Genomic DNA, 12,237 nt, shown 5'->3' with positions numbered 1-12,237 from the left:
CGAAAATAACACCGTCCCTGCGCATGGGACTGACGGCAAACCGGATGGAGGGCACGATCCTCAACCCGGCTTGTCGGCAGGACTTTGCGAGAGGCGGTGTTTTTTCACTACATAAGAATGTTAAAGTTCTTTACAGCGCGAAGAACAGCATTCTTATTGGCGAATAAACCTACCTCTAAACGCGGTCGCTCATCTTCGAAAGACTTCGATAGAGGTTTATCTCATAGTTTCAGAGGGGTTGGTCATGGTACTATGTGAAGTTAGTACTTACTCTCGCCGCGTCCGGGGACTACACTATTGGAATAGGCGAGTTTCGGGCAGGGAGTGGTGTACAGTGAAGGGGATGGATGTGAGAGGCGGCCGTTTTTCGGCATATTGGCTGTTTAATATCATTTTGGGGATTCCGGCTCCCTATGCGCTCATATGGATCATTTTGGGGTATTACGGCTTTATGTCTCCACCCGGGCAGGAGGAGCGGCTGGCGGCTTTGGGCGTGCTGGCGGCCTATTTGACGATCTGGTTTGCGGGAAATTATTTCTGTCTGCGCAAGGAAGATGCAGGCACCAGAATCGGCTTGCAGGCGCTCAGTCCTTTGATAATCGGAGCTTCCGCTTTTTTGAGCTACAGGTTCGTCGTGTTTGTCTCCTCCATGTAGCAGTGAGGGCATAGGCAGGGGGAAGGCTAAGGCGCCGCGCCGGCCGGGTATGTCCTTTTCATGGATAGGGAAACCTATGCCAAAAAGCACGGGAGGTACGCGCGCATGATCGTTCGCTTTGGGTACGTGGCTATGTCGACTGTGGTCGCAGGCGCTTCTCCGTCCAAGACAATGACGGTTTCGGGTTTCAGCAAGCTGGCGGACCGCGAGGCGGCTATTCGCAAACTGGAGCGGCTGGGCGCCGAAAATTTGCATAATTCGCTGCGGCTGCTGCGGCATAACCGCGCGCATGACATTATGGTGTACCGTTTTTCCTCCAGGCTGATCCCGCTGATCGGTCATGAGCTGCTGGCCGACTGGGATCCGATCCGGGTGCTGGCGGCCGAATTCAAAGAGACGGGGGATTACGTCAGGCGCCATGGGATGCGGGTCAGCTTCCACCCGGAACATTTTACGGTGCTGAGCACTCCCAAGGAGGATGTGCTGCGGAAGTCGGGAGCGGATCTGGAACGTCATAACGCGATGCTGAATGCGATGGGGCTCGGCCCCGAGGCCATGTGCAACATTCATGTCGGCGGCGCATACGGCGATAAGGAGACGGCGGGCGAGCGGTTTGCGAGGAATTTTGCGGCGCTGCGTCCCGAAGTCCGGCGGCGGATTACGCTGGAAAACGACGATAAAACGTTCACGGCCATGGAGACGCTGGAGCTCGCGGAACGGGTACAGGCGCCCATGGTGCTGGATATTCATCATCATGAAGTGAACAACAACGGGGAGGATGCCGCCGAGCTGTGGCCGAGAATATTGCGGACGTGGAGTTATGCAGACGCTTCCCGGTCCGATCCGGCTTCTGCCGCTATGCTGCCGCCGAAAATTCACGTTTCCAGCCCGAAAAGCGAGCATGATCCGCGAAGTCATGCCGATTATGTAGAAACGGAGCCGCTGCTCGCCTTCCTTAAAAAAATTGCGCCGATCACGCCCAGACTGGACGTTATGATCGAAGCCAAAATGAAGGACTCCGCCTTGTTTCGGCTAATGGACGATTTGCGGGAGCGAAGCGGCGTTTCCGTCGTCAATCAGGCTTCTATCGAGCTGTGAGTCTGTGAAGGTCGGTGCTTGCAGGGGAGGGGAGGCGCGCGCCTCTCCCGGTGCGCGTTGCGGCGCTGCACGGCGGGTGGTCGGACCCCATTCGGCGATCGGTGAGAATTGTCCTTGAAATGTTTGGAAAAATGGGGTACTTTGAAGATTGGGATACTCGAAGTACAAACCATTGGTGAGAGGGGTTTCTTGAAAAAATGAGTCAATTATTATCCGGCAAAAATATATTGGTCATGGGTGTCGCCAATGACCGCAGCATCGCCTGGGCAATCGCCCAATCTCTTGCTTCGCAAGGCGCAAAGCTCGCTTTTACCTATGAAAACGAACGCGTCGAGGAGCGCGTGCGCAAGCTTGCCGATACGATCCCGGGATCGATCCTGCTGCCGTGCAACGTCACCGTCGACGCCGAAATCGATACGCTTGCAAGCACCTTGAAAGAGCAGTTCGGCGTGCTTCACGGTTTTGTACATAGCATCGCGTTCGCGAAAACCGAAGAGCTGGAAGGTCTGTTCGTGGATACGTCCCGCGACGGCTTCGCCCTGGCGCACGACATCAGCGCCTACTCGCTTGTGGCTGTAGCCAAGCGCGTATACCCGCTGATGACCGAAGGCGGCAGCATCATGACGATGACCTACCTCGGCGCCGAGCGCGCGATGAAGAACTACAACGTCATGGGCGTTGCCAAAGCTGCGCTCGAAGCGAGCGTGCGTTATTTGGCGAACGACCTCGGACAATACGGCATCCGCGTAAACGGCATTTCCGCCGGCCCGATCCGCACCCTGGCGGCCAAAGGCATCAAGGATTTCAACTCGATCCTCCGCCAAGTAGAGGAAAAAGCGCCGCTCCGCCGCACGACGGAAACAGCCGAAGTCGGGGACACGGCGATGTTCCTCATGAGCCACCTGTCCCGCGGAATTACCGGTGAAGTCATCTATGTGGATGGCGGCTACCATATCGTAGGCGTGTAAAGCTCAATTCAACAAATCCGTACTGCCTAACAGGCGTGCGGATTTTTTTCGTTCCAATCTCCCGCGGCGGCACGATGTGGAAACATCCCCTGCCCGCAAAGACACCGCCGATACCGCCGGTAAGGTGCCGGAAAACCTGAGAAAGCCAGGCTGCCCAGAACCCGCCCGCCAGAGCTGATGCATCTACTTGGGAGCACAACGTGCTGAACACTAGTAAACGTCAGCCTGCGCACAAACCCGCCTACCAGAAGTCGGCGCATCTACTTTGGAACACAGTGTGCAGAAAACTTGCAAAAGTCAGGCTGCCCAGAACCCCACCCGCCCCACGCCATACGCCACACCCCACACCCCACACGTCACATGCCCCACCCCGCACCCATGCCCCACGCCCCACGCACACGCCACGCCCCATGCCCCACCCCCCACCCCACACGCCAGAGCCGGTCTCGCCATCTGCCTGGTTGCACGAAGAAAGCCTGCAAATCAAACTGTCGAGATTACCCGTACACACGCTGGAAAATAGCAAATCTACCTGGAAATGCGGAGAAAACCTGCAAAAGTACAGTTTTTGCCCGGTTAATCCGCCAACCGCGACAAATTCCTGCAAATGTGCAGGCTTTTCGCCACAAACATGGGCTCAGACTCGATTTCATCGAAAATTCCTGCACAATCGCAGGCTTTTCGCCAAAATGAACCATTTTCACGAAAAAAACCTGTACTTTCGCAGGCTTTCTCCCTGCCAAGCCGCCTTTTCCTCTCGGGGACGATGGACAACAAGCACCAAGCCGTGCGAATAGGGGACGGTCGCATACGAAAAGTGATGCGCCGAGCAATCTTTTAAAAAAAACAGGAATAATGGACAAAAATGTAATTATATATATTTATGTAAAAAATGCACAAATAAATTGGGATGAAACGCTCTAGTAATTTCTGCGTATAATTTACTATACTAAGTGTATCAAATTCATATTCAAGAAAGAGTTGATATAAATGGCAAGCGGAACCCAGGAGCCCTTTGTGGTGGGGAGCAAAAGCTTTACTGCAGTTGCAATTAACACGGCGGCCAAAGCCGGGGAATGGATCAAAAGCAAGCTGGGAGACATCAACCGGATCGATCAGAAATATACCCCGCATGACCTTGTGACGGAAGTGGATAAGGGTTCGGAGACGATGATTCGAAATCTTATTTTGACGCACTTTCCGCATCATTCGATTCTTGGCGAGGAGGGGGTTGAGCCCGGCCCTGCCGCTTCGGCAAAAGCGCTGGAGGAAGCCAGCGACGCGGAGTATTTGTGGATCGTAGATCCGATCGACGGTACGACGAACTTCGTTCACGGATTCCCGTTTTTCTCGGTATCGATTGCTCTCGCGCACAAAGGCGATGTCATCGTCGGCGTCGTTTACGACCCGATTCGCGACGAGCTGTTTGTCGCCGAAAAAGGTAAAGGCGCTTACAGGCATGGCAAAGTAACGGCCGTATCGCGGGAAACCAAGCTCGCGGATTCTTTGGTCGCAACCGGATTCCCGGCCGATCGGGACGGTGCGCTTCCCGTCAATATGAAAGGCGCCCAAGCCTTGGCGCCCAAAGTGAGAAACCTCCGCGTAGCGGGCTCGGCGGCGCTGCATATGGCTTACGTGGCCGCGGGCCGTTTGAGCGGATTTTGGGAGATTGGATTGAGCGCCTGGGATATGGCTGCGGGAGCTCTCCTGATCACGGAGTCGGGCGGCAAAGTTACGGATACGGCGGGCAGGCCGTACAGTCTGTCCGTGCGCAACGTGCTGGCTACGAACGGCAGCATCCACGAGGAGCTGCAGCAGGAACTCGCTCAAGCGGAAGCTACCGGCTTCTAGCATACGACCACACAAACTGTAATGAACCGTACAAGTCTTAAAACGTGAATCTAACGAACTGAGGCCCCCTTACTTCGAAATAAACTGCCCGTTTGAACGATGGGTGAGCCCGATAACGACGCTCAGGTTCGTTAAAACGCAGCTACGAAGAAATAAGGGCGAATAACGCTCGCCCAGTTCGTTATCGCCGGGAACCTACGGATCATAACGCAGACGAACCGGTTGTCCTGTATGAATGTTTTTTTTGAAACGTTCTGCTAGGGAGTCTGTCCGATGAACTCCAGTAGAAGGTGTGTGCATGCAAATGACGGCTTCTACGAAGCGTTAACGGCATATTTGCAGTCATGATTTACTGGGATATGCACAAAGTAACTCCGTCAGACAGACTCCTAGACACGAGGGAGTGTAACAACGAATGAACAAAAAACGAACGGCAGCCGGGGGACCGCGTGCGTCGCTCGTTTTTTTGTGCGCAGGTGCATGTGGCGCGGCAGCCGGGGGACCGCGTGTGCCGCTCGTTTTTTTGCGCGGGTGCATGTGGCGTGGCAGTTAGGGGACCGCGTGCGCCGTTCGTTTTTTGTGCGCGGGTGCATGTGGCGCAGCAGTTGGAGCGGCGAATGGGTTTGTGCAGCAAGCGTTCAAAGTGCCTGAGAAGTCTTGATATTTTATTAGGAGGAACTGGGCGCGGTAGCTCAAATTTTTGATATGGGGCAAGGTACGTCCGGAGCAAAAATGTTTCGTTTTGTCGTCTGAGACGTCACAGTCGTTCGTTATGCGGCATGGCGGTCAACAAAAGGGAAGGCCCGTAAAAACTCTTATGGCGCATGGATGTCACCCCACAGAATGAAAATATTCAGGTCTGCTGCTTTTTTGAATGGAACCGATTCGGTTGGAGGGAGAGCCTGCGACTATCAGAACTCTGCGCAGCAGCTGTAATTGCCGCAGATTCGCAGGAATATTTCTCCGCAAGCGCAGCAAGGAGCAAAAAATACGAGCTTCAGACTGTTGAAAAACTCGAACATTTGGGGGCGGCACATCTGTTTGGCGATGAGGAGGGGAGAACCAGCCCAGAAACTTGCACGCCAGAACCGGTCGCACAATCTGCCTGGTTCCGTGAAGAAAACCTGCAAAAGTGCAGTTTTTTGCGCGTTGATACGCTTGCAACTGAAAATTCCTGCAAATGTGCATCAATTTTGACGAATACTTGAGCTCAGGCTCATTTTTACCGGGAATTCCTGCACATTTGCAGGCTTTTCCTAAAAATGAACCGTAAACACAGAAAAAGCCTGCACTTTCGCAGGTTTTTGGCTCGTCAAGCCGCTTCGTGCGGTCGGTCGACCACAGAGAGGGTACGCCATGCCCTCCTAACAGAGCGGCTCTTTTTCAGGCACTCTGCCTCTGCAGGCGCTCACCGCATTGCCAACAAGCAGATGCGCAAGTTCCGGCGGCCGGTTTTCGAAAAAACACGAATCCCTGACGCGCATTGTGCCGCCGACGCATGGCGGCGGTCAAACCCTTGCAGCCGTTCACAGCCCTTCAAACAGCTCTGGTATAAAGAGCCGGCATGCACTATAATATAAACTATATTAACAGTTTAAACGTTTCAATTAGCCGGTACGCCCCGCTGCGTTCCGGTTAATGGATGGAGGTCGCATGACGAATCAGCAAATGCAGACGAACGCTCCGGAGATCGTCACTTTCGGGGAAACGATGGCGCTTATGATGCCTACGAACGGCAAAGGTTTGGAATATTCCTCCGAGCTGCACAGCTTGTTTGGCGGCGCGGAGAGCAACTTGGCGATCGGCGCGGCCCGGCTCGGAGCCAGGGTCGGCTGGTGCGGACGGCTCGGCAAAGACCCGCTGGGGCGGATGATCCTCAAAAAAATCCGCGGCGAAGGCGTCGACGTATCGCGTGCCGAGCTTACGGCGGAGGCGCCTACGGGGCTTATGATGCGCGAGGTGCTCATGGGCAAAACCTCCGTCTATTATTACCGCAAAAATTCGGCGGCCAGCCGCATGACGCCTCAGCATCTGGACGAGTCTTACATCGCTCAGGCGAAAATTTTGCATGTGACGGGCATAACGCCGGCTTTGAGCGAATCCTGCAAGCAGACCGCGGCCGAAGCTATCCGCATTGCGCGGGGGCACGGCGTCAAGGTCAGCTTCGACCCGAATCTCCGCCTGAAGCTGTGGAGCATCGATGAAGCGCGCGAAACGCTGCTGGAGCTTGCCCGGGAGGCCGATTATTTCCTTCCGGGGCTGGACGAGCTGAAGCTGCTTTACGAGACGGAGGATTGGAACGAAATCGTCCGCAGGCTGCGCGAATTGCCCGGCATTTCTATTGTAAAAGGCGGAGACGACGAGACTTATGTCGTCGACCGGGAGTCCGTGACCGCTGTGCCGTATTTCCGCGCGGAGCATCTGGTGGATACGGTCGGGGCGGGGGACGGATTTTGCGCAGGCTTCCTGGTCGGCGTGCTCAAGGGTTATGATTATCCCGAAGCGGTGCGCATCGGGAATTTGGTAGGCTCGCTCGTGGTGCAGACCGAGGGCGATTGGGAAGGCGCTCCGACCTGGGAGCAGGTCGAGGCCGTGCTTAATGACGTTAAACATATTGAACGCTAAATGTTTATTCGCAGAAAGGTGTAGAATCCGATGAACAAAATCAGACTGATTCAGCAAATATCCGAGGAAGGCGTGGTCGCGGTGCTGCGCGGCGACACGCCTGACGAAGTCGTGGAAATGGCCGAGCAGGCCATTTCCGGCGGCATTAAGGTCATCGAAGTAACGATGACCGTGCCTTTTGCGCTGCGCGCCATCGAGGAGCTGGCGAAGCGCTACTCGAGCACAGCGCAGGACGCGGCGAAGCGCGCGGTCATCGGGGTCGGCACCGCACTCGACCCCGAGACGGCGCGAGCCGCGATTTTGAGCGGGGCCGAGTTCGTCGTCGGCCCCTCGCTGAACCCGCACACGGTTGCGCTATGCAACCGGTACCGGGTGCCCGTCATGCCGGGCTGCATGACGATCCAGGAAATCCAGACGGCGCTTGAGCTCGGCGTCGATATTGTAAAGCTGTTCCCCGGCAATCTCTACTCGCCGGGAATGATTAAGGCCATTAAAGGCCCGCTGCCGCAGGCCAACATCATGCCGACCGGCGGCGTATCGCTGAGCAACCTCGGCGAATGGGTGAAGGCAGGCGCGGTAGCGGTCGGCATCGGTTCCGATTTGACCAGTGAAGCGGTCAAATCCGGCGATTACAGCCTTGTGGCGAGAAAAGCCGCCCAATATATCGAGGCCTACCGGGCCGCCAAACAGTAGGATATGCACGCGCTCCGTCGAATTCAAGGCGGAGCGTATTTTTTTAGCCGTTAAAACCGGCCAATCGCAACAATCGCGGCTAACGCCAAGAAAACGATGTTCACGCCAATTTTCCGGTATTCTTTACGCATAACATGGAATAAGGCCCCGAAAAAAACGACTGCGCCAAGCCCGATTGCCGCAAGCGGTGTTAATACAGGCGCGATGTTCGTCGCTTGAGGCAAAATCAACCCAAGTACCCCCAACAATTCCGCTAACCCGATAAAGGAAACAAACCCTTTCGGCACATCATTCGCCCAAGTCCAGGACGTTTTTGTTTTTTCATACTGAAACGCCTTCATCCAACCGGAATAAATAAAGCCAAATGCTAAAATCCCCTGCATAATCCATAACGCAGCATTCATTAATTCCGCCAACTCCTTATCCCTTAGTGATGTCCCTCTTGTAACCATTGACCGATAGGTGCATAATAAGCTATAGGATTTCTTTTGAGAAGTAGTTACTTAAATTAAACATAGTATACAAAAATATACCTTGGGAAAATAAAGGATTGGAAGATGACCAATGGCCAACTATTGTAAATTTGAAACGGCGTTAGAAATTTTTGTCGGGAAATGGAAGCCTGTTATTCTGCTTCGCCTTTTTTCAAACGGCACAATGAGATTTAGCGAACTTCAAAAAGCGATACCGGATATAACCAAAAAAATGCTTACCCAACAATTAAGGGAGTTGGAGTATCACGATATCGTTCATCGCGAAGTTTATCAGCAAGTTCCCCCAAAAGTTGAATATTCCATTACGGAATACGGCAAAGGTATGCATACGGTCCTGCAGGCATTGAATGATTGGGGAGTGGCTCATATCGAGCATTTGAATGAGTTGTACGGTGAAATAGACACAAAAGGTTAAAAGACAAGGCGATAAATAACCGTTCTTTGTTAAAATGGAAGCGTCAAGCAGCCATTGCAAAAGGAGCGGTTTCTTTTTCTTTGTAGCATTTCAAAAGTGCGAGTTTTCAGCCGCCCGGGACGTGTGGCAAGCCGGCCATTTTGTGGGCCCGTACCATTCAACTTCTAAAATTCTACAAAATTCGTTTTCAACCGCGGAAAAATTGCAGGGCGTCGAGAGCGCCGGCGATGCAACGCTTGAAGCGGAAACCGCTGACGGAGCGCTGTTGCGTTTGAACCTGTCGGTGCTGGCCTCTCTGCTTAAGAAAGCAGTCGGTGCCCGCGATGCGGAGCAAGCTTTCCTTCGCATCAGGCTCGTGCCGGCGGGCGGACAAACGGCGGAGCTGCTGACTAATAAAGCCCGCGAAGCCGGGGCGTCAGTGACGGAAATTCCGCTCGTCGCATCGTTTTTGCTGGAGAGCGGTGGCAGCGTCAAAGCGCTGGAGTTCGGCTCAGCCCAGGAACTGGCCGCAGTATGGAAGCTGAAAAGCGGGATCGATCCCAAACAGGCTGTAGTTGTATCGTACGATACTACTAATGGAAGTCTGAGGATCGTGTCTGTTCCGGTATCGCTGCAGGACGGCGCAGCTTGGATTTCGATTCCCGCGCAGACCTCGGAAGCTTTGGCCGTTCTCGTCATCCGGAAATCTTTTGCGGATTTGAAAGACCATTGGGCGCAGACGGATGTGGAGCTGCTCGCATCTCGGCTGCTGATCGACGGGGAAAGCGCCGACAAGTTTCAGCCCGACAAAGCGATTACCCGCAGCCAATTTACGGCGCTGCTCGTTCGGGCGCTCGGCCTGGCTGGAACCGGGGCCAAAGCCGGCGCTTTCGCCGATGTTGCCGGCACAGAATGGTTTGCGCCCAGCATCGGTGCGGCGGCTCAGGCCGGGCTCGTGAGCGGCTTCAATGACGGCACGTTCAAGCCGGAAGCGCCGATCACGCGCTCGGAGATGGCCGTCATGCTGTCCAGGGCGCTGAAGCTCAAAGGCAGTGCCCCCAAGGCGGCCGCCGGCGGGCAGTTGGCCCGATTCGGAGACAGGGATTTCATCGGGGCTTGGTCCGAAGCTGCCGTGTCTCACATGGTTGAGACAGGCATTGTTGAAGGAACAAGCGGAGGCCGTTTTGCTCCAAATGATTTGGCTACCCGCGCGCAAGCCGCAGTCATGCTGAAGCGCATGCTGAAGTATTTGCAGCTGCTGCCGTAAAGAGGGAAAGGGGTTGTCCCAAAAGCAGAAATTTCTACTTGAGGTGACGGGCCCCTTTTGCACGAAAACGTAATACGCGTCTGCTTCGACTGCGAAGCAGGCGCTTTTTGTGTCGAGCGCATTATTGCTTTTTGAGCATACTGCCGACGGCTTCTTTTAGGGGGACCCATGTTCCTCCGTTTAATTTTTCCAGATCGGGCGAGGTGGAGGACGTGTCTATTCGGGCCAAAAATCCGTAAATCCAGCTTTTGACGGAAGGGTCCTCACGATGTGCGATCGGCTTGCCTGCAAGCTCCGATAAAATTTGCACAAGCTCGCTAAAGCTCCACGAACGGGAAGCGGTGAGCTCATACGTTCGATTTTCATGACCCTGCGCCGCCAGAACAGCCGCGATGCCCATCGCGAGATCGCTGCGCGTCACAGTGTTAAACCGCCATTCGCCCGGATACGTGACCAGTTCGCCGTTAGCAATAGCTTCGCTCAGACCGAGAGAGGCGATGAAATCGGTGTACAAAGCGTTTCGGAAAAACGTGTAAGGAAGACCCGTGGTGCGGATCGCGTATTCTGTGGCCAAGTGCAGATGTGTTAGCGAAACGGAACCTTTTTCCGGGTAAGCAAATCCGGTATAAAGGAGGTGCCCGACATTCGCTTTTTTGGCCGCTTCTATGGCGTGGGCATGCTGACGGATGCGGGTCGTATCATCGGTGTGGGAGCTGGAAATGAGCAGCAGCTTCGAGGCTCCGGTAAAAGCCGGTTCAAGAGACTCGGGCCGGTCATAATCACAATATCGGACTTCTATCCCTTGGTCGGCGAATTCGGCCGCTTTGTCCGGTTGGCGCACACATGCAACGATGGAGCTCGCCGCGACTTTTTGCAGGAGATGCTTGATAATGAATTTGCCTAATTGGCCGTTGGCGCCAGTAATCATAATTGACATACGATCGCTCCTTTTGATGGTGGGGTGATAGTTAAATGGTTAACTAATTAGTGAAAAAAATAAGGCTACTCCTGACCTGCTTTCGTCAGCTTGCGCAGCAAAGAAATAAGCTGATTCAACTCCGCTTCGCTCAGGCTTTTCATTTTTTCGGCGATTTCCCGGCGATTTCCCGGCAGGTGTTTGTGCAAAAGTTCCCGGCCTTCGGCGGTTATAGCGATCACCGATTTTCTGCCGTCTTCCGGGTGGCTGGAGCGGCTGATATAGCCGTCTTTTTCCAAAGGGACCAGCAAAGTGCTGATATTCGGCTTGGTCACGCCAATTTTTTGCGCCAGTTTGGAAGGCAGAATCGTTCCGCCTTCTTTGGAGATTTCAACCAGTACCCGTATTCGGGCGCCGTTAAGCCCTTGGGAACTCCAGTATTTTTCGGAAACGCCGACTAAATGAGCCGTCGTATCGACCAAAGCAAAAAAAGCTTGCGTATGCAGTGGAGGGTCAAGCACATACTGCTGAAGATCCGACATCAAAATCACCTGCTACGTATATAGTTAAGTATTTAACTAAATATAGAATAGTGCAAAAGGACCGGGGTTGTCAAACCAAATTCGGAGATGGCCGCGGAAAAACGAGAAAAGGTGCCCGCCGAGGCACCTTAAAGTGTGGAGGTGCGCCCGCAAGAGCTGGGGCAACGCCGCCGGTAACATTGTGCGTAGACCGAATAAGCCGGATTGCCGAGAACCCCGGTCGTAAGGGCTTGGGAACATAGGTAACGTTGTGCGTAGAAACTGGAAAAAGCCAGACTGCGAGAAAAACCGCTCACAAGAGCTAGTTTATCTACTTGGCAACGCGTCGAAAGCCTGCAAAAACTCCCATGGCGTCGTGGACGCCAAAAATAATCAGGTCTACTGTGTGAGTGCACCCTTTTGCTCCTTGGTGGTCCGGTTTCGAAAAAGCCAGGCTGTTGTGAGCCCCACACGCTAGAGCCGGTCGTACAATCTGCCTGGTAGCGCGAGGAAAACCTGCAAAAGTGCAGTTTTTGCTCGGTTGATACGCTGGCCACGAAAAATTCCTGCAATTGTGCAGGCTTTTCGCGGCGAACAGGGGCTCAGATTCATTTTCGTCGAAAATTCCCACTGGCTTTGCAAACAAAACCCTAACTGTGGGATGAAATCCATATAAAGGTATTCGTGATGAGATGGCACGCATGTAGTTGAGTGTCGTTTGGTTGCAATTTACTATAATTCGATATATATATAAA

Annotated in this window: 12 protein-coding genes; 9 read left to right on the top strand and 3 right to left on the bottom strand. The window is 53.9% G+C overall.

Going from position 1 to position 12,237, the window contains the following annotated elements:
* Positions 1-334 precede the first annotated feature (334 nt).
* The 7 genes from AC3G2T_RS21315 (at position 335) to AC3G2T_RS21285 (ending at position 7,890) form a co-directional block, all read left to right on the top strand.
* Positions 335-655, top strand: coding sequence for a hypothetical protein (locus AC3G2T_RS21315; protein WP_474685313.1), 321 nt, complete (start codon positions 335-337; stop codon positions 653-655).
* A gap of 105 nt (positions 656-760) precedes the next feature.
* Entirely contained in the window at positions 761-1,753 is a 993-nt protein-coding gene (gene uvsE / locus AC3G2T_RS21310) for a UV DNA damage repair endonuclease UvsE (RefSeq protein WP_488436815.1), read from the top strand.
* Between the two features lie 197 nt (positions 1,754-1,950).
* Positions 1,951-2,721, top strand: a complete 771-nt coding sequence (gene fabI / locus AC3G2T_RS21305) for an enoyl-ACP reductase FabI (RefSeq protein ID WP_474685311.1) — start codon at positions 1,951-1,953, stop codon at positions 2,719-2,721.
* Positions 2,722-3,711: 990 nt separating this feature from the next.
* Positions 3,712-4,572 carry an inositol monophosphatase family protein gene (locus AC3G2T_RS21300; RefSeq protein WP_474685310.1) on the top strand — a complete coding sequence of 287 codons (861 nt, stop codon included), beginning with the start codon at positions 3,712-3,714 and terminating at the stop codon, positions 4,570-4,572.
* A gap of 824 nt (positions 4,573-5,396) precedes the next feature.
* Positions 5,397-5,780 carry a hypothetical protein gene (locus tag AC3G2T_RS21295; RefSeq protein ID WP_488436814.1) on the top strand — a complete coding sequence of 128 codons (384 nt, stop codon included), beginning with the start codon at positions 5,397-5,399 and terminating at the stop codon, positions 5,778-5,780.
* Between the two features lie 445 nt (positions 5,781-6,225).
* Complete coding sequence (locus tag AC3G2T_RS21290) at positions 6,226-7,197, top strand: sugar kinase (RefSeq protein ID WP_488436813.1); 972 nt, start codon at positions 6,226-6,228, stop codon at positions 7,195-7,197.
* A 30-nt stretch (positions 7,198-7,227) separates the two neighbouring features.
* Positions 7,228-7,890, top strand: coding sequence for a bifunctional 2-keto-4-hydroxyglutarate aldolase/2-keto-3-deoxy-6-phosphogluconate aldolase (locus AC3G2T_RS21285; RefSeq protein WP_474685307.1), 663 nt, complete (start codon positions 7,228-7,230; stop codon positions 7,888-7,890).
* Between the two features lie 50 nt (positions 7,891-7,940).
* On the opposite strand, the gene AC3G2T_RS21280 is transcribed toward AC3G2T_RS21285, so the two are convergent.
* Positions 7,941-8,306: a DoxX family protein gene (locus AC3G2T_RS21280; protein ID WP_488436812.1), complete on the bottom strand. Its 366-nt coding sequence runs from the start codon at positions 8,304-8,306 to the stop codon at positions 7,941-7,943.
* Between the two features lie 148 nt (positions 8,307-8,454).
* Here AC3G2T_RS21280 and AC3G2T_RS21275 point away from each other — a divergent pair, with 148 nt between their 5' ends.
* Together AC3G2T_RS21275 and AC3G2T_RS21270 are read left to right on the top strand one after the other, a co-directional pair.
* A complete protein-coding gene (locus AC3G2T_RS21275) occupies positions 8,455-8,799 on the top strand; it encodes a winged helix-turn-helix transcriptional regulator (RefSeq protein WP_488436811.1) in 345 nt (114 codons plus the stop codon).
* A gap of 271 nt (positions 8,800-9,070) precedes the next feature.
* Entirely contained in the window at positions 9,071-10,045 is a 975-nt protein-coding gene (locus tag AC3G2T_RS21270; protein ID WP_488436810.1) for an S-layer homology domain-containing protein, read from the top strand.
* Positions 10,046-10,166: 121 nt separating this feature from the next.
* Here the strand turns inward: AC3G2T_RS21270 and AC3G2T_RS21265 are convergent, their stop codons facing one another.
* Together AC3G2T_RS21265 and AC3G2T_RS21260 are read right to left on the bottom strand one after the other, a co-directional pair.
* The gene (locus AC3G2T_RS21265) at positions 10,167-10,982 is read right to left on the bottom strand and encodes an SDR family oxidoreductase (RefSeq protein ID WP_488436809.1); all 816 of its coding nucleotides are present in this window, start codon (positions 10,980-10,982) and stop codon (positions 10,167-10,169) included.
* 65 nt (positions 10,983-11,047) lie between these two features.
* The gene (locus AC3G2T_RS21260) at positions 11,048-11,503 is read right to left on the bottom strand and encodes a MarR family winged helix-turn-helix transcriptional regulator (protein ID WP_474685302.1); all 456 of its coding nucleotides are present in this window, start codon (positions 11,501-11,503) and stop codon (positions 11,048-11,050) included.
* Between the last annotated feature and the right edge of the window lie 734 nt (positions 11,504-12,237).

The organism is Paenibacillus sp. sgz302191, assembly GCF_057749925.1.
The sequence above is the reverse complement of the archived record's forward strand: the minus strand, read 5'-3'. Positions and strand labels throughout refer to the sequence as shown.

What these genes read in the sequence shown, in the direction of transcription:
- uvsE (WP_488436815.1), top strand. Translation starts at nt 761, where the DNA reads ATGATCGTTCGCTTTGGGTACGTGGCTATGTCGACTGTGGTCGCAGGC.
- fabI (WP_474685311.1), top strand. Translation starts at nt 1,951, where the DNA reads ATGAGTCAATTATTATCCGGCAAAAATATATTGGTCATGGGTGTCGCC.
- AC3G2T_RS21300 (WP_474685310.1), top strand. Translation starts at nt 3,712, where the DNA reads ATGGCAAGCGGAACCCAGGAGCCCTTTGTGGTGGGGAGCAAAAGCTTT.
- AC3G2T_RS21295 (WP_488436814.1), top strand. Translation starts at nt 5,397, where the DNA reads ATGGATGTCACCCCACAGAATGAAAATATTCAGGTCTGCTGCTTTTTT.
- AC3G2T_RS21290 (WP_488436813.1), top strand. Translation starts at nt 6,226, where the DNA reads ATGACGAATCAGCAAATGCAGACGAACGCTCCGGAGATCGTCACTTTC.
- AC3G2T_RS21285 (WP_474685307.1), top strand. Translation starts at nt 7,228, where the DNA reads ATGAACAAAATCAGACTGATTCAGCAAATATCCGAGGAAGGCGTGGTC.
- AC3G2T_RS21275 (WP_488436811.1), top strand. Translation starts at nt 8,455, where the DNA reads ATGGCCAACTATTGTAAATTTGAAACGGCGTTAGAAATTTTTGTCGGG.
- AC3G2T_RS21265 (WP_488436809.1), bottom strand. Translation starts at nt 10,982, where the DNA reads ATGTCAATTATGATTACTGGCGCCAACGGCCAATTAGGCAAATTCATT.
- AC3G2T_RS21260 (WP_474685302.1), bottom strand. Translation starts at nt 11,503, where the DNA reads ATGTCGGATCTTCAGCAGTATGTGCTTGACCCTCCACTGCATACGCAA.